The organism is Bradyrhizobium diazoefficiens USDA 110, from assembly GCF_000011365.1.
Lineage (GTDB): Bacteria > Pseudomonadota > Alphaproteobacteria > Rhizobiales > Xanthobacteraceae > Bradyrhizobium > Bradyrhizobium diazoefficiens.
The window spans coordinates 4,766,231-4,783,572 of the sequence record NC_004463.1 but is presented as its reverse complement, the minus strand read 5'-3'; the positions used below and the strand labels follow the sequence as shown (position 1 = coordinate 4,783,572).

Sequence of the window (17,342 nt, the reverse complement as noted above, 5' to 3'; positions counted from 1 at the left end):
GCCCGGCTTGAACCTGCATGATCGCGCGAACACGATCCCGACCGATTTTTTTGGACATGTCGCCGCAGGCGTCGGCACCCCGCCTGCATATGCGTGTCCATGGCTGCGCAAATTGCGCCGCGTCTGAACACGCCATGCCCTGCGTTCAGGAATGGTAAGCACTTCCTGATACGGCTGCGCGAGAACAAGCATCTTACAACCGTTCGCGAGGCCGTCATGACGCTGCTCAGTCACCTGAAGATCCGCACCAAGCTCGCCAGCATGGTCTGTCTTGCGGCGCTCACCGTGACCGCCCTCATCGTCGCGTCAGCCTATCTCAGCAAGACCCGCATGCTCGAAGATCGCGCGCGCCAGATGCAGACGGCGGTCGATCTGCTGCACGGCTTCGCGCAATCGCTCCAGGACGAGGTCGCCGGCGGCAAGATGACGCTCGCCGAGGCGCAGGCCCAGTTCAAGCTGCGCGGCCGACAGATGAAGTTCAACGGCGGCCAAGGTTATCCCGTGGTCTACACCGCCGATTCCACTGTCATGATGAATGGCGGCGCGCCTCAGCTCGAGGGCAAGAACAACGGCATCAAGGATGCCAATGGCATCGTCATCGGCGACGCCACGGTGGCCGCGGGCAAGCAGGCACCGGAAGGCAGTATCCTGTCCTATCTGTTCCCGCGTCCCGGCGAAACCGTTCCAGTCCGCAAACTGGTGTTCGCTCGCCAGTTTGCACCCTGGAACGTCGCGATTGCCTACGGCCTCTATGTCGACGACATCGACGCCGACGTGCGTGCCTTGACGCTGGAGCTAGCCGTCATCGGCGTCGGCCTGATGCTGCTGATGGCCGCACTGTCCTGGCTGATCGCCCGCGACGTGCTCGGCGCGCTCGACCGCCAGAAGAACCGCATGCAGGAGATTTCCGAAGGCGCCATCGACAAGCCGGTCGAGGAGACCGGCCGCGGCGACGAGATCGGCCGCATGGCCGAGACGCTCGAAGTGCTCCGGCAGACCGCACTCACGGCGCGCAACCTGGAGGCCGAGCAGATCGCCAACAAGACCCGCAGCGAGCAGGAGAAGCGCGACGGCCTGATCGCGCTCGCCGACCGCTTCGATGCCTCCGTCGGCCAGCTCGTCGGCCTGATGGCCTCGGGCTCCGGTGAACTCGAGACCACCGCAAAGTCGATGTCGTCCACCGCCGAAGGCACCAACCGCCGCGCCGCATTGGTCGGCTCGGCCGCCAATGAAGCCAGCCAGCGCGTCCAGACCGTGGCCTCGGCGGCGGAAGAGCTTTCGTCCTCGATCACCGAGATCAGCCGCCAGGTCGCGCAATCGGCCGAGGTCACCGGCCGCGCCGTGGACAACGCCCGCCGCACCGACACCATCGTGCGCGCCCTCTCGGACGGCGCTCAACAGATCGAGCACGTCGCCGAGCTGATCTCCAGCATCGCGGCGCAGACCAATCTGCTCGCGCTCAACGCCACCATCGAGGCCGCGCGTGCCGGTGAAGCCGGCCGCGGCTTTGCCGTCGTCGCCTCCGAGGTGAAGTCGCTCGCAAGCCAGACCGCCGAGGCCACCCGCGAGATCGGCGACAAGATCGCCCAGATCCAGGGCGCGACCAAGGAAGCCGTGGATGCCATCGGCGGCATCACCGCCACCATCGAGGAAGTCAGCCGGATCGCCACCTCGATCGGCGCGGCCATCGAGGAGCAAGGCGCCGCCACCGCCGAGATCGCGCGCAGCGTCTCGCAGACCGCGGAGGCCACCAAGGAGGTCACCACCAATATCGGCGGCGTCAGCACCGCGGCGAACGAAACCGGCAACGCCGCCGGCATGGTGCTCGCGGCGGCCAGCAGCCTCTCCAAGCAGGCCGAGCAGCTCTCCGGCGAAGTCGGCACCTTCCTGGCAGGCGTGCGCGCGGCGTAAGTTTCCGGACGCCTAAACCTCCGCATTCGTCATGGCCGGGCTTGTCCCGGGCATAACGAGCCATTCAAGCTTGTCGCTAGCGCCGCGCGAGGCTGCAACCGCTCGACAGCGGTCTTGCTGACCCCGTCGGGCTGTCGCCGGATTGTGCCGATGGCAACTGTTCGTCGAACGGCGTGTTCTGCTTGCCGGTGTTGAATTCGAAGATCTTGCGGAACAGGCCGGGCGCCATCGCCGAGATTGGATTGACGCGCATCACGGGCGCGGCCGGCGTGCCGACGACCTCATAGGTTACGCCAATCAATCCCTCGTTGTTGCCGCCGCCGAGGAAGATGCCGAACAACGGGATCTGGCCGAAGATGTTGTTGACGCCGTACATCGGCACGAAGGTGCCGCTCATGCAGACCTGGTTGCCGGGATAGTCGATCGAGCCTTCGATGGTGCCGCCGATCATCGGTCCCTTGACGACGCCGTCGCGGATCGTGAGCGCGCCGTTCTGCCGGGTGAACTCCGCTCGCAGCGCGGTGAAGGACACGCCGCTCTGCGCGCCATTGGGACCGCCCGCCGCCACGCGATCGAGCTGATCCATTCCCTTGACCGTGAAGTCGCGTACATTGATCAGGCCTTCCCTGGTCGTAGGCTCTGACGTCGGCGGCTCCATCGCCACCACCATCTGGCCGCCGAAGACCTTGTTGGTGGTATCGGTGAAGCGCAGGAGCGCGCCGGCATCGTTGGTCTGGAGATAGATCACCTCGCGGGCACCCTGGGCACGGCCGCCGCGCAGATCGGCCGCCACCGGCGTATCGCGGCCGATCTTGCCGCTCAGCGTGAAGGCTTTGACGGCGCCGCTGCGCCGCGACATCTTGGCATCGACGCTGCGCATCGCCTCGCCGTTGAATCCGGCGACGGCGCCGAGCTTCACGTCGATGTCGAAATCGACGTTCTTCATCTTGCTCTTGGCATCGTCCTTGGAATTGCCTGAGATCGCCGACTTCAGGAAACCGCGGCCGTCGAACACGTCGCCGCGCATCGTGCCGCGCACCACGCCGTCCTGGCTGCGCTCGACCTTCAACGACGCCTTGTCGCCGTCGGATGGCGCGTAGATCGGGAAGTTCGCGTTCATGAGGTCGCCGTTCGGGTCCACCTCGAGCGAGCCCTTGATCGAGGCGCCACCGCCTTCGATGACGATGTCCTCGAAGCGCGTCGATTGCGCGGTCGGCACCACCTTGAAGCTGGCCTTGCCCGACTTGCCCGGCAGCTTGACCCAGCCAGGCAGGATGTTGTCGAGCTTGACCGAGGTCAGGTCGGCCTCGACGCCGAGCTTGGTGGTCTGGTCCGCGCCGCCCGCGATCTTGCCCGAGAGCTTGATCGGCAACGAGCCACTGACGGCCGGGCTGAGATCGAAGCCGAGACGCGCGCGGCTCGCATCGTCCAGCGTCGCCTGCAGGCGGACGTCGGCATCGCCCTCGGCCTGCTTGCGATAGTCGAGCGAGGCCGCCTGCCCGTTGATCTTGACGTCGCCCTTGACCTGGTAGCCCTGGTTGCTCGCGACGATCTTCAGATTGTTGGCCTCCAGCTTCTGGTTCATCACCAGCTTGTCGGCGGCAAAGCCGTTGAGATCGGCGGTGACGGCGTAGGTGGTGTCGGCCTTGGTCAGCTCGCCCTTGACCGGCAAGCCGAGCTGGATGTTCGCCGAGAACGTTCCCTTGCTGGTGTTGGGATCGACGACGGTCGCCGACAGATCGCTCAGCCGGTCATTGGCGAGCATTTCGGCCGCCGCAGGCACGGGTCCGTCGACGCGAAACCTGGTGCGCGAGGGCGAGGGTTTGGGTGCCATGTCCGGCACCTCGAAGACGAAGTCGGAGATCGTGACCTTGCGGCCGGCGGGCGTGTCGGCAATGCCCTGCCCGATGCTCACGGTGGCGGTGCGCCCGGTCACGCGCGCCTTCAAATCGGCATCGTGCACGACAGGCATGCCGTCCACCGGGCGGACCGCGACGCCGCTCGCCACGATGTTGACCGAGAGGCCGTCGTCGGGAATGGGCGGGCCCTTCCGTGGAAGGTTCCTGGTCGGCGAATTGACGCCGATCTCGATGCGCTGGAGCGTGCCGCGCTCGATCCGCTCGATCACCCATTCGCGCAATTCCGGAACGACGAGCGTCGGCCACATCCGCTTGAGCGCGGAAGCCGACATCGGCGTTCCCGCAAAGCCCAGCGTGAGCCGCGGCTCGCCGGAATAGTCGATGGCGCCGGTGCCGGCGACGCCGATCTCGCCATTGCTGATATCGGCCTGCGTCAGCAGGAGGCGCTTGTGGTCGGTATCGAAGCGAAGACCGATCGCAATGCGGTTGAAGACGAGCGGCGGCTCGTTGTCGATGCCGCCCAGGAGGATCGAGCCGCCGCTGAAGCCGAGCTGCCAGTCGTTGATGCTGCCGTTGGGCGGCTCCAGATGCGCCAGCAGCGTCAGGCGGTTCGCACCCGAGAGAATCTTGAACGGTGCGACCAGCACGCGCCGATTGGAGTCCCACTCGACATTGATCTCGGCCGAGTCGATCGCCATCGGATAATCGGGCGTGTCGGTGTCGATGATGTTGCCCGCGCCGACCGTGATCTTGCCGCGGAAGAAGGTCGGCACGCCGTCGCGGCCGAGCTCGCCCTTGAGCTCGCCGGTCAGCGGCAGGTCGGCGGTATAGGTGAGATCCTTGACCCGTAGCGCCAGCAGGATGTTGGCGGTGGAAACCTTGTCGGCGCGGATGTCGACCGAGCGCACGCCGTTCTCGGCGGGACCGATCGTGGCACGCAGCGACCATGGACGCGCGCCCTCCTCGCCGAGGCTGAGCGCGACGCCGCCGCGGCTCGGCCGGCGCAGGCTGAGCGTGATGTTCTCGAACGTCCATTTGCTGCCGCGCTGCTGATCGTCGACGATCAGATTGCCGTTCTTCAGACCGATCTCGTTGAGGTTCTGGCCGTCGAGGCCGGTCATGCTCAGGCTGTCGAGCCAGTCGAGGCCCTGGAGAATGCCGCTCTGCGCAGTCGCCTGAGGCGCCGCCTGGGATGCATCGGGGCTTGCAGGCGCGGTCGCGAACGGCGGCGGCGGGACTCCGTTGCGCGGGAATGTCGGCGGCAGGCCGGCGTCCTTCTTGGAGGCCACGCCGGTTGCCAGCGGTTTTGCGGTATCACCGGCCGACACCGTGACGGTCCCGTCGGGCGCGATGCGGATCGCAAGCTCGGCGTCGACGAGATTGAGGCTTTCGGCGCGCAGGTGCCCCATCAGCAGACCCGCACCCGACAGCTTCACCTCGGCCTTCGGCGCGGTGGCGACGATGGCGTGGTCGTGGTCGCGAACGACGATGTCGCGGATGCGCACGGCGATACGGATCCGCCCGGCCCGCTCGATCTGCGTGCCGCCGACCTCCACAGTATTGCCGTGGCCGATGTTGTCCTCGATCGCCGCTGCAAGCCAGGGCGTTGCGATGTCGAGATTGATCGGACCGGTCCCGAGCCGCCACCACAGCGCGCCGAAACAGCCGACGAAGATGACGGCCAAGGCGCCGACGACGATAGCCAGCCGCTTCAGCCAGCGATCGGCCGCCAGCCAGCGGCGCACCGCCCCAAACCCGTCACCGAAGCGATGGAAGCCCGAATTGGAACGCGACAACAGCCGGCGCGCACGATAGCCCGCCGCCGCTTCCTGATCCGGGTCCCAGTCGGCATCGTCCCATTCCTGCGGCTCCGAATGACCGCCGCGCCGATCGAAATCCCGATTGTAATCCTGGGGCGACTTATTCCTTGCCATTGCCTCTCGATACAGGCGCCCATCGTGGGATTGAGCGCCGCCGGGACCGCAGCCGTCGACCGGGAGCGAACGCCCCTGCGCCGGCGTTGCCGCCATACCTCGAATATTCCTGCTGTTCGTCATTTCGCCCCGGGAGCGCGTTCAACGAGCAGTGGGGTGGTGCGTGGAATTCCTTGTAACCATACTCCGGCGTCGTCAGACTTGCCCAGCCGAGGGCGCGAATCCGGTACACCGGACGAGAGCTGCAATACCGCTTTGGTTGACCCGCCGAAAGCGTCGAAAGGAAGGCGTATGTCCAAGAAATCCCAAAAGAAATCGTCCAAAACGCCCTCCGGCACGACAGCGGCAAAAAAGAAGGCCTCGAAAACCCGGGCAGCGACTCAAACAAAGTCCGCGAAAACACAGCGGACACCGGCGAGCAAATCAACCGGGAGCATAGCAAAAGCAGCATCGCATGGCGCCGCATCGAAACAGTTAAATTCCTCCAGATCGGCCCCTGCGTCTGCGGCCAGGCAGGTCCTGGCCGAGGGGCAGAAGGCCCCAGCCTTCCGCCTGCCCCGCGACGGCGGCGGCGCGGTCACGCTGTCGGATTATGCCGGCCGGAAGCTCGTCCTGTTCTTCTACCCCCGCGCCGATACGCCCGGCTGCACCAGGGAGGCCATCGACTTCACGCGCCTGGCCGACGCCTTCGCCGCGGCCGGAACGGCCGTGATCGGTATTTCCGCGGATTCGTTAAAGGCCCAGGAGAAATTCCGCGACAAGCACAGCCTCGGCATTCCACTGATCTCGGACGAGAAGCACGAGATGCTGGAGGCGTATGGCGCCTGGGGCGAAAAATCCATGTATGGCAAGAGCTTCCTCGGGATTCTTCGCACCACGGTGCTGGTCGGAAGCGACGGCAAAGTGGCCAGGATCTGGCGTAACGTCCGGGTCGACGGCCATGCCGACCAGGTGCTGGAAGCGGCAACAAGTCTTTAACCAGACCTTTAAATACGACTGTTCCCGTTTCCGGAAAATTAACCATGACCGGCCCAGATTGCTGCGGCAATTAGGCCGTACGGACTCATCCGACCGGCGCGGGAGTGCCGATGTCGAAAAGTTCTGCCCAATACTCGCAGTACCCCCAACATCATCCTCACGACCACGGACGGGCCCTCCATCGCCGTCCAGCCGCCGCAACAGCGGCAATTGCGATTCCCCTGCCCGCGACCGACGACGCCTACACCATCGTCCATGCCGGCAAGCAGGTGCGCTTCGGGCCCGTGGTGTTCTGGATCGTGGTCGGCACGGTCGTGCTGCTCGGACTCTGGTCGGCCGCGACCGCCACCTACTTTGCCTTTCGCGACGATGTCCTGACCCGGCTGATCGCCCGCCAGGCCGAGATGCAGTACGCCTATGAGGACCGCATCGCCGAGCTGCGCGCCAAGGTCGATCGCACCACCAGCCGGCAGCTGCTCGACCAGGAACAGTTCGACCAGAAGCTCGACCAGATCATGAAGCGCCAGACGGCGCTGGAGTCCCGGGCCACGGCGCTCGGGGCCATGCCTGACGTGACAGGCTCGATTCCCCGTTCGACCCCGCAGCGTGGCGACGCCGGCCAGAGCACGACGCAGGGCACGCCAAAGCCGTCGCCGATCAGCGACACCGTGATCTTCGTGGCGCCGCCGGATCGCGAAGCGCGGCTCGAGTCGCGCGCGCCGGCGGTCATGGCCCCACAGGCCAATCAGTTCGCCAAGAACCAGGGTTTCGACAATGTCCTGGTCCGCCTCACCACCTCGCTCGATCAGGTCGAGCGTCGTCAGATGGCGGCGCTCAGCGCCGTCGAGGACGGCATGGATTCGCGCATGCGCCGGATGCGCGGCGTGGTCAGCGATCTCGGTTTGAACCTCGCCAGTCTCGAAGCCGCCGTGCCGCGGACCGCGATGGGTGGGCCGTTCGTGCCCGTCAAGCTGACGCCCAATGCCGGGCCGTTCGAGAAGCAGCTCAATCGCATCAACGTCACCCGCGCCGAGATGGACCGGCTCAATCGCACGCTGGCGCTGGTGCCCTATCGCAAGCCCGTCATCGGCGAGGTCGAGTTCACCTCCGGATTCGGCGTGCGCAGCGATCCATTCCTGGGTCGGCCTGCGATGCATACCGGCCTCGACTTCCGTGCCGCCACGGGCGATCCGGTCCGCGTCACCGCCAACGGCAAGGTGGTCTCGGCCGGCTGGTCCGGGGGCTATGGCCGCATGATCGAGGTCGACCACGGCAACGGACTTGCGACCCGCTACGGCCATCTCTCCGAGATCAACGTCAAGGTCGGCGAGATCGTGAAGATCGGCCAGGTCGTCGGTCTCGTCGGCTCGACCGGCCGTTCCACCGGTCCACATCTGCACTACGAAACCCGCATCGACGGCGAAGCGGTCGACCCGCAGAAGTTCCTGCGCGCGGGCGTGCGTCTCAGTGCGGGCTAGAACGCGCCCCTGCCCTCATTGAACATTCGTGAGCGCTTCAGGCGCGAGGCTGACACGCCTTCAGGAAGAATTTGAGTCCTGCTTCGATCTCCTGCTCGATCGCCTCCTCCGTGAGATCGCTGAGGCCCAGTACAATCAGCAGCGGTAGTTCGCCGCGGACCAGGCTCAGGAATTGATTGGCGGCTTCCATCGGATCGTCAAACTCCAAGACCCTCGCAGCCCTGGCTTCTTCGAGGAATTGAGCGAGCCGCCGAATCGTCGCCTCGGGTCCGCTTTCATAGAAGAGCCGGGCGAGCACGGGAAACCGACCGCTCTCGTTGGCGATGATGCGGACGAAGGCAACGTCCTTTCGATGGATGAAGGTGTGGAGGTATTGCCTGGCGAAATCCCGCAGCGCCTCAGACAGTCCGGCGGACAGTTTGGGCACGGGCAAATCGCGTTGCAGGCTCTCGCACTCCGCCACGATCAGCGAGGCGAACAAAGCCTCCTTGCTCGGGAAATACGCGTAGAGCGTGGCCTTCGACACGCCGGCGGCTTTCGCGATGGCGTCCATACTGGTTGCGGAAAAGCCCTGCTCGAGAAAAAGCTGCCACGCCGCTCGGATGACGATGTCCATCTTGCGGCCCGCTGGTGCGCTCTCCTTCTCGTGAACAGGATGGGCGATCGTTTCGATCAAGGGTGACTCTCCGTCGGCTCGCGAATCGGTGTCGTAGGCGTCAACGCGCACAATGGCTGCGTCTCAACAGCTTGAAAGAACTGAAGAGACGCCCTGAGCACGACACAGGTAGCAAAACTTCTTTACGGTACACAACGAAACTAAACAGTTCAGTATCGTTGACAACAACTGCTTGCTCGGTCAAGTACTGAACGGTTCAGTTTCGATATGAGCCTTGGATGCCGTTCAGAACATTCCTCCGTAGAGGCGCCATAATACCGTTAGCCCAAGCCGCGATCGCCCTCGCCGGCTGTGCCGTCGGCCCGAATTTCGAGGCGCCGGACGCCCCGCCGGTCAGCGGCTACACTGCGGGCGGATTCTCCGCGACCAAGGGCGCAGACGGGCCTGGCGGAACGGCACAGCGGATCGTGAACGGCGCGGACGTGCCGGCGGTCTGGTGGCAGGTGTTTCGCTCACGGCAGATCGAAGCCTTCGTCCGGGAAGCAATCGACAACCATCCGGACCTTGCCGCGGCGCAAGCGGCGCTGCGCCAGGCTCGCGAAGTTGCGGCGGCAGACACCAGCGCCCTGATGCCGTCGATCACCGGGGAAGGCAGTGCGACGCGCAGCCAGGTGCCGCTGGCACAGTCCGGGCAGACCGGACCGTCATCGCTGTACACCCTCTACAAGACCTCGGTCCCGGTTTCGTTCACGCCGGACATCTTCGGTGGCAAAGCGCGCGGGATCGAGGCGGATCTCGCCAATGCGGACTATGAGCGCTTCCAACTCGAGGCGACCTATCTCTCATTGACGGCAAACGTCGTGACGACCGCGATCAGCGATGCGTCCTACGCGGCGCAGATTCGCGTGACCCAGGAACAGATCGACGGTCAGCGTCAGCTGGTCGCGTTGCTCGAACAGCAGTTTGCCCTCGGCGCCGTCGCCAACAGCGATGTCCTGACTCAGAAGGCCCAGCTGGCGCAGACGCTTGCGACGCTGCCGCCGCTGCAAAAGTCGCGCGCGCAAAATCGCAACCAGCTGATGGCGTATCTCGGCAGACTGCCGAGCCAGGACAGAGGCGAGGCCGTGCCGCTGGCAAACCTGCGCCTGCCGCGCGATCTGCCGGTCAGCGTACCGTCGCTGCTGGTGCGGCAGCGTCCGGACATCCGAGCTGCCGAAAGCCAGATGCATCAGGCCAGCGCGAATGTCGGTGTTGCCACGGCCAACATGCTGCCGAACGTGACGCTGTCAGCTTCGGGCGGCAGCTCTGCGCTGGCGCTGTCGGGACTCTACGGCCCGCAATCGGCGGCCTGGAGCGTGGCGGCAAGTGTCACCGGCCCGATCTTCGATGCCGGCTCGCTGTTCCACACCAAGGAGTCCAAGGTCGCTGCACTGGAGCAGAAAGGCGCGCAATATCGCTCGACCGTGATCACCGCGTTCCAGAATGTCGCCGACGCGCTCCGCGCCATCCAGTCGGATGCTGATCTGCTGAAGGCCCAGATCGAGGCGGAGAAGACCGCCGCGGAGAGCCTGAAGATGTCGCAGGCCCAGTTCAAGGCCGGCTCCACCACGTTCATCTCCGTCATCAACGCCGAACAGACGCTGCTGACCGCGCGCATCAACCGCGTGAAGGCGCAGGCCTCGCGCTATGCCGACACCGTCTCGCTGTACCAGGCACTCGGCGGCGGCTGGTGGAATCGCGTCGATGAGTCCCCCGCCTCCGAAGTAAAGCCCGCGGGCGTTGCCGCGATATTCACCCCCGCGGGGGCCCTGCCGGCTCAGCCGACCCCGCCCGCCAACTGATGCGAAAGCCCGAAGCCATGTTGAAGCGCATGATTATCATGTTGTGTGTCGTCGGTGCGGTGTTCGCCGCCCTCGCCTGGTTCGTCAGCTTCCGCGCCGGCATGATCAAACAGGCCATGGCCGCGCTCGCCGATCCCCCGCAGACGGTGTCGACGACCGCCGCGCAGCTCAGCGACTGGCAATCCGCATTGACCGCCATCGGCACGTTTCGTGCGGTGAACGGCGCCGATCTGTCGCTGCAACAGTCAGGCATCGTGGACGGCATTCATTTCGAATCCGGCAAGGATGTCGGCGCCGGTGACGTGTTGCTCGACCTGCGCAAGCAGGACGACGTCGCCAAGCTGCAGTCGTTGCAGGCCACCGCCGACGGCTACGCCATCACGTTGCGGCGCGACCAGGGTCAGCTGAAGATCAATGCGGTCAGCCAGGCGACGGTCGACAGCGATGTCGTGAACGAGCGCAACGCGCTGGCGCTGGTCGCCCAGCAGCAGGCGCTCATGGACCAAAAGACGCTGAAGGCACCTTTTGCCGGGCGTCTCGGCGTGCGTCAGGTCGATGTTGGCCAGTATCTGACCGCGGGCACCACCATCGTCACGCTACAGGCGCTCGACCGGCTCTTTGTCGACTTCACGCTGCCGCAACAGGCACTCGACCAGGTCAAAGTCGGACAGGAGGTCACCGCTCGCATCGACGCCTTTCCGGACCGCAGCTTCAAGGGCGTGGTGCAGGCGTTCAATTCCAAGGTCGATCAGGCCAGCCGCAACGTTCAGGTCCGCGCGATTTTCGACAATACGGATCGCAAGCTCCTGCCCGGCATGTTCGCGCGGATCGATGTCCGTGTCGGACACCCCACGAGCTATCTCACGCTGCCGCAGACCGCCATCGTCTACAACACCTATGGAGAGTCGGTATTCCTCGCCGTCAAGAGCGACGCACCGGACAAGCAGGGTTTGATAGCCCGCCAGACCTTCATCAAGACCGGCGCCACCCGTGGCGATCAGGTGGCGGTGATCTCGGGTCTCGATCAGGGCGCAACCGTCGTCACCGCGGGCCAGGTCAAGCTGCGCAACGGCACCCTGCTGAAAGTCGACAACTCCATTCCCCTGGCGAACGATCCCAATCCGGCACCTGCCGATCAGTGAGGAACGAGAACGTGTCCTTTACCGACATCTTCATTCGCCGGCCGGTGCTTGCGATCGTCGTCAGCCTGATGATCCTGGTGCTGGGTCTGAAGTCGATGACCTCGCTGCCGATCCTGCAATATCCGCGAACCCAGAACGCGATCGTCACCGTGACGACGACGTACTACGGCGCCGATCCGGCGGTCGTTGCCGGGTTCATCACCACGCCGCTGGAAAACGCCATCGCCCAGGCCAATGGCATCGACTACATGACGTCGACCAGCCAGCCCAGCACCTCCACCATCACCGTCAACCTGCGGCTGAACTTCGACTCCGGCAAGGCGCTGACCGAGATCAACACCAAGGTGAACTCGGTGCTCAATCAGCTGCCGAGCGGCGTCCAGCAGCCGGTGCTGACGGTCAAGGTCGGCCAGACCATCGACGCCATGTATCTCGGCTTCAGCAGCGACGTGCTGGCGCCGAACCAGATCACCGACTACCTGATCCGCGTGGTGCAGCCCAAGCTGCAGGCCGTATCCGGCGTGCAGACCGCGGAGCTGCTCGGCAACAAGACCTTCGCGCTGCGCGCCTGGCTCGATCCGATCAAGCTTGCCGCCTACGGGCTGACCGCATCCGACGTATCGACCGCGCTGTCCAGCAACGACTACATCGCCGGGCTCGGCACCACCAAGGGCCAGATGGTGCAGGTCAATTTGACGGCCGCGACCAACCTGAAGTCGTTGCAGGAGTTTCGCGACCTCGTCGTCAAGCAGGCCGGCGCTTCCAACGTCAAGCTGTCCGACGTGGCGAACGTTACGCTGGGCTCCGAGGATTACGACTCGTCGGTCGGCTTCAACGGCAAGCGCGCGGTCTATATCGGCATCCAGGTGGCGCCAAACGCCAACCTTCTCGACGTCATCAAAGGCGTCCGCGCCGTCTATCCCGACATCAAGGCGCAGCAGCCGGAGGGGCTGAACTCCGAGATCATCTACGACTCCACCGATTTCGTGAACAGCTCGATCGACGAGGTGATCCATACCCTGCTCGAAGCGCTTCTGATCGTCACCGTGGTCGTCTTCCTGTTTCTCGGATCGTGGCGTTCGGTGCTGATTCCGGTGATCGCCATACCGCTGTCGCTGGTCGGCACCTTCACGATGCTGCTGGCGCTAGGCTTCTCGATCAACCTCCTGACGCTGCTGGCGCTGGTGCTCGCGATCGGCCTCGTGGTCGACGACGCCATCATCGTCGTCGAGAACGTCAACCGGCATCTGGCCGAGGGTACGAAGCCGTTGCAGGCGGCGATCATGGCCGCGCGCGAGCTTGCGGGTCCGATCGTGGCCATGACCATCGTGCTGATCGCGGTCTACGTGCCGATCGGCTTCCAGGGCGGCTTGACCGGTGCGCTGTTCACCGAGTTCGCCTTCACCCTTGCCGGTGCCGTTGCCGTGTCGGCCGTCATTGCGTTGACGCTGACGCCGATGTGCTGCGCCTTCATCCTGAAGCCGGCGAACACCGGCAAGCCGACGCTCAACGACCGCATCGTCGGCTTCATCGATGCACGCATGGACGCGTTGCAGCATCGATATCGGCGCCTGCTTGCCGGCAGCCTGACAACAATTCCGGTCACGGTCGTATTCGCTGCCCTGGTCTTGAGCAGCATCTACTGGCTTTATTCGAACTCAAAGAACGAGTTGGCGCCGGAGGAGGATCAGGGTGCGATCCTGATGCAGTCGACGCTCGCGCCGAATGCGACGTTACAGCAGAAGTTGCTGTATTCCGCCGAGGTCTACCGGCGCATCTCCGCCTATGCTGAAACCGCCGGCGTGTTCCAGCTCGATCTCACGGGCAGCTCGATCGCGGGCTGGGTGCTCAAGCCCTGGGACAAGCGCGACAAGACTGCGGCCGAACTACAGCCGGTGCTTCAGCAGGAGATGGCGGGCGTTGCCGGCGCCAAGATCGTGGCGTTCCAGCTGCCGCCGCTGCCCGGAGCGAGCGGCCTTCCGATCCAGTTCGTGATCCAGACCACGGACCCGTTCGAGCGGCTCGATGGCGTCGCGAAAGCGTTCACCGCCGAGGCCCTGAAGAGCGGCAAGTTCATCTTCCTCGACAACGACCTGAAGGTGGACCAGCCGCAAACCACGGTGCTGATCGATCGCGAAAAGACCGCTCAGCTCGGGTTGAAGCTCAGTGACGTCGGCGGCGCGCTCGGCAACATGCTGGGCGGCGGGTATGTCAACTATTTCGGCCTGGACGGCCGCTCCTACAAGGTCATTCCCCAGGTCGAGCAGCGCCAGCGACTGAACGCCGATCAGGTGCTGAACTACTACATCAAAACCTCGGACGGCACGTCTGTTCCGCTGTCGACGGTGGCGTCGCTCAAGACGACCACCGTTCCGCAATCGTTGAACCACTTCCAGCAGGTCAATGCCGCCACCATTTCCGGCGTGGCCATGCCCGGTGTGATCACCGGCGAAGCGCTCGCGACGCTGAAGGAGATCGCGGACCGGACCCTGCCCAAGGGCTACACCATCGACTATGGCGGTCAGTCACGCCAGTTCATCCAGGAATCATCCGGATTCGCCGCCACCTTCGGGTTTGCCCTGATCATCATCTTCCTGGCGCTGTCGGCGCAGTTCGAGAGTTTCCGCGATCCCCTGATCATTCTGGTCTCGGTACCGATGTCGATCGCGGGCGCGCTGATCTTCATCATGCTGGGCATCAAGGGCGCGAGCCTCAATATCTACACCGAGGTCGGCCTCGTGACGCTGATGGGGCTGATCAGCAAGCACGGCATTCTCATCGTCGAGTTCGCCAACGAGCTGCAGCACGCCGGCCGCTCCAAGCGCGACGCGGTCATCGAAGCAACCGCGATCCGGCTGCGCCCGATCCTGATGACGACAGCGGCCATGGTGATCGGCGTGATGCCATTGATCACCGCTACCGGTGCGGGCGCAGCCTCACGCTTCAACATGGGGCTGGTCATCGCCTCGGGACTTTCGATTGGAACGTTGTTCACCCTGTTCGTGGTGCCGGCGTTCTACATTCTGCTTGCGGCCGACCATTCCGCGGCGACGGGCGACGACGCGGTGAAACTCGATGCGGCCGGACTCGGAACGAACGGCGAGCCGCGCGCCGCCCTATGATGAAGCAAGGCTCGCCGCACCATGCGCTCCACCTGGGTTCCTTTAGCGCCGGCCACCGCCCATCCCGCCTCCGGGACCACCGAAGCCGCCACCACCCATTCCACCGCCAGGTCCCATGGACCCGCCGGGGCCCATGGGACCAGTGGGCGAGCCAAGACCGCCGGGGCCCGACGGACCGCTCGGTCCCGTCGGTGCAGAGCCGGGCGCCGGACCGGGGCTCGATCCCGGCGCAGGCGCACCGGGGGCGCCGGGCTGGCCGCCGCCCGGAGTCACGGTGCCGCGATCCGGATGCATGATAGAGCCGCCGGGCGACCGGTTGGGATTGCCGGCACCACCCGGCCCCTGCGTCGGCGATCCCGGGAATTGGCCGACAGCCTGTGCGGAGTCGACCTGAAGGCCGCGCGCGCGATCGAACGAGCCGTTGACCACCATGCGGGCTTCGCCGGCCGCGGGCCCGAAACGCGAGCCGTCACGGGCGACGAGCCCGGAGCCGAGCTGGAGGTTTGCGCCCATCCGCTGCACATAGGCCTCGATCGACAGGCGGCTTGCGCCGACGAGATCCGAAAAATCATCGATACGGGTGCGCGCGGCCTGCATCGCGCCCTGGTTTGCGCTGCCTTCGATCTGGACGCGGTGGCCGACGAGCAAGGGATCGACACCGTTCAGCCTCAGCCCGCCGATATGCAGACCGTCAGGGCCGCGCTCGACCAGGCCCGTGACGCGCGCAGCCGCATCGCGTCGCGGCTCGACCAGGCTTGCGACGATCACGCCGTCGGTACGGCGCAAGCCGTAGACCGCGACCTGCGCGCCCGCATGGAGCTTGCTCTCCTTGCCGCTGGTGACGATCTTCTGACCGAGCACCGTCAGCTCGTTGCCCTTCACCTGTTCGATCGGACCCGAGACCTCGCTCGCGATCGCGATGCTGCGCGTGACCAGCGTGCCGTCAGCCCGACGGGTCGCGACCACGCGCGCAAGCTGGCCGATGCGCAGCGAATTGGCGCTGGCCGCCTCGCCGTCGATTCGGACCGGAACGTCGCTCGCATAGGTGATGCGCTCGCCATTGACGTAGATACTGCCGAAGCGCTGGATCACGCCGACGATGCCGGTGCCGCCGATGCCGTGATCATCGCCTCGCGTGATCCCGGTGCCGCCGATGCCCTGATCGGTGCCGCGCCTGACCTGCGCGTGGGCAATGGCCGTGCCGGCGAGCCAGAATCCCGTCAGCAGCAGACGGCGGGAGATGAGCGGCGCCCGGCTCATGAAGAACCGCCTTCTTTGCCGCTATCCTTGGCGCTTTCCTTAGCGTTTTCCTTGGCCTCGCCCTCTTCGTCGGCGTCCTCGCAATAGATGTAGATGCCGAAATTCCAGCGGGCGTCGCCGCCCTTGTCCTTGGCGAGCGCGCGGTTGGCTTCGCGGTTGGCGGTCTTCAGCGCGTCCATGGCGAGTTCGCGCGAGCGCGCCTCGAGGCGCCGCGCCAGCTTCGGCGAGATGTTGTTGTAGTGCACTGCGCGTTCGAGGAAGCGCGGCGCGGCGCCTGAGACGTTCTGCGCGGCGGCCGCGATGTGGTCGTGCAGGTTGCGGCCGAGATAGTGCCATTTGCTGTCGTCCTCGCCGCTCGGAACGAAGGCGGCCTCGACCAGCTCGATCTCGTCAGCCTCGTTGATGGTGATGAGCTTGCGGTCGACCCATTCGTCGAGCACCGCACGCGGGCGCACGTCCTTGGTGACGGAGGCGACGAGCTGCTCGAACGACGGCGCATCGCCCTCGGCCGTACGCGGCAGCGCGAGCGGCTCGCCTTTCGCGTCGGTGAACTCCGGCGCGGCGAGCCAGCGCGCGATCACGGCGCTGGTCAGCGACACCGCCGCCGGGGCTTCGTGCACCGGCGCGCCTGCGCCACGCAGCCGCGCCACCTCCTTGCGATGGATGCCGGTGAGCAGGCTGACCCGGCTGTCGGTCTGCTCCTTTCCCTCGAGCGCGAAATCGTGCTCGGCGACGTTGACGAAAAGCTCGCGAAGCAATTGCGCCAACGCCGGAAAGGTCATGCCGCTGCGGATGCACAGTCGCACGAGCGGGCGCAGCAGCCGCGCCAGCGGGGCGTGCAGCTTCCCCGCAGCATTCGGCTGTGGCGCGCTCGACCTGTCAGCCGCCTTGGACCCGGACTTGGCATTCATGTCTGAATTGTACCGATGCATCACGTGGGACACAATCCCACTTTTCTCCACTCTCCGATTGACGTGGTAAATTTTCCCACATATACGAGACGCCACTGAGGGCGCGACGTAAAGGGACTCACACCCATGGCTGACCGCTTGGTCCGCAATTTCATTTCGCTGCGTGCTATGCCGGCCCCCGATCGGGGGCGCGGCGTCATCGAACCGATGCTGCCGGCGCTTCTGCGCGGCGTCATCTTCATCTCGGTGCTGGCCGCACCGTTCGTTGCCGCGCTACTCGCAGGCTGACC

The 17,342-nt window shown here is 65.3% G+C and carries 11 protein-coding genes; 7 read left to right on the top strand and 4 right to left on the bottom strand.

Going from position 1 to position 17,342, the window contains the following annotated elements:
- Positions 1-216: 216 nt before the first annotated feature.
- Entirely contained in the window at positions 217-1,911 is a 1,695-nt protein-coding gene (locus BJA_RS21530) for a methyl-accepting chemotaxis protein (protein ID WP_063921459.1), read from the top strand.
- A gap of 76 nt (positions 1,912-1,987) precedes the next feature.
- Here BJA_RS21530 and BJA_RS21525 read toward each other — a convergent pair whose 3' ends face one another.
- Positions 1,988-5,800 (bottom strand): DUF3971 domain-containing protein, encoded by a 3,813-nt coding sequence (locus BJA_RS21525; RefSeq protein WP_028171255.1) that lies wholly within the window; start codon positions 5,798-5,800, stop codon positions 1,988-1,990.
- Positions 5,801-5,995: 195 nt separating this feature from the next.
- On the opposite strand from BJA_RS21525, the gene BJA_RS21520 reads away from it, so the two are divergent.
- Together BJA_RS21520 and BJA_RS21515 are read left to right on the top strand one after the other, a co-directional pair.
- Positions 5,996-6,682: a peroxiredoxin gene (locus BJA_RS21520; protein ID WP_011087097.1), complete on the top strand. Its 687-nt coding sequence runs from the start codon at positions 5,996-5,998 to the stop codon at positions 6,680-6,682.
- A 110-nt stretch (positions 6,683-6,792) separates the two neighbouring features.
- Complete coding sequence (locus BJA_RS21515) at positions 6,793-8,160, top strand: M23 family metallopeptidase (RefSeq protein WP_171463760.1); 1,368 nt, start codon at positions 6,793-6,795, stop codon at positions 8,158-8,160.
- A 37-nt stretch (positions 8,161-8,197) separates the two neighbouring features.
- Here BJA_RS21515 and BJA_RS21510 read toward each other — a convergent pair whose 3' ends face one another.
- Entirely contained in the window at positions 8,198-8,836 is a 639-nt protein-coding gene (locus tag BJA_RS21510) for a TetR/AcrR family transcriptional regulator (protein ID WP_038966858.1), read from the bottom strand.
- A 218-nt stretch (positions 8,837-9,054) separates the two neighbouring features.
- On the opposite strand from BJA_RS21510, the gene BJA_RS21505 reads away from it, so the two are divergent.
- Genes BJA_RS21505 through BJA_RS21495 form a run of 3 tightly spaced genes read left to right on the top strand, consistent with a single transcriptional unit; the run spans position 9,055 to position 14,881 of the window.
- On the top strand, positions 9,055-10,617 hold the full coding sequence (locus BJA_RS21505; RefSeq protein WP_011087094.1) for an efflux transporter outer membrane subunit: 1,563 nt from the start codon (positions 9,055-9,057) through the stop codon (positions 10,615-10,617).
- A gap of 17 nt (positions 10,618-10,634) precedes the next feature.
- Complete coding sequence (locus tag BJA_RS21500) at positions 10,635-11,759, top strand: efflux RND transporter periplasmic adaptor subunit (RefSeq protein WP_028171251.1); 1,125 nt, start codon at positions 10,635-10,637, stop codon at positions 11,757-11,759.
- Between the two features lie 11 nt (positions 11,760-11,770).
- On the top strand, positions 11,771-14,881 hold the full coding sequence (locus tag BJA_RS21495; protein WP_063921619.1) for an efflux RND transporter permease subunit: 3,111 nt from the start codon (positions 11,771-11,773) through the stop codon (positions 14,879-14,881).
- Positions 14,882-14,923: 42 nt separating this feature from the next.
- Here BJA_RS21495 and BJA_RS21490 read toward each other — a convergent pair whose 3' ends face one another.
- On the bottom strand, positions 14,924-16,141 hold the full coding sequence (locus BJA_RS21490) for a DUF5666 domain-containing protein (RefSeq protein WP_011087091.1): 1,218 nt from the start codon (positions 16,139-16,141) through the stop codon (positions 14,924-14,926).
- On the bottom strand, positions 16,138-17,052 hold the full coding sequence (locus BJA_RS21485) for a DUF6502 family protein (RefSeq protein WP_038966857.1): 915 nt from the start codon (positions 17,050-17,052) through the stop codon (positions 16,138-16,140). Before BJA_RS21485 ends, BJA_RS21490 begins: the two co-directional genes overlap by 4 nt.
- A gap of 126 nt (positions 17,053-17,178) precedes the next feature.
- On the opposite strand from BJA_RS21485, the gene BJA_RS42345 reads away from it, so the two are divergent.
- A complete protein-coding gene (locus tag BJA_RS42345) occupies positions 17,179-17,340 on the top strand; it encodes a hypothetical protein (protein ID WP_165448155.1) in 162 nt (53 codons plus the stop codon).
- Positions 17,341-17,342 lie beyond the last annotated feature (2 nt).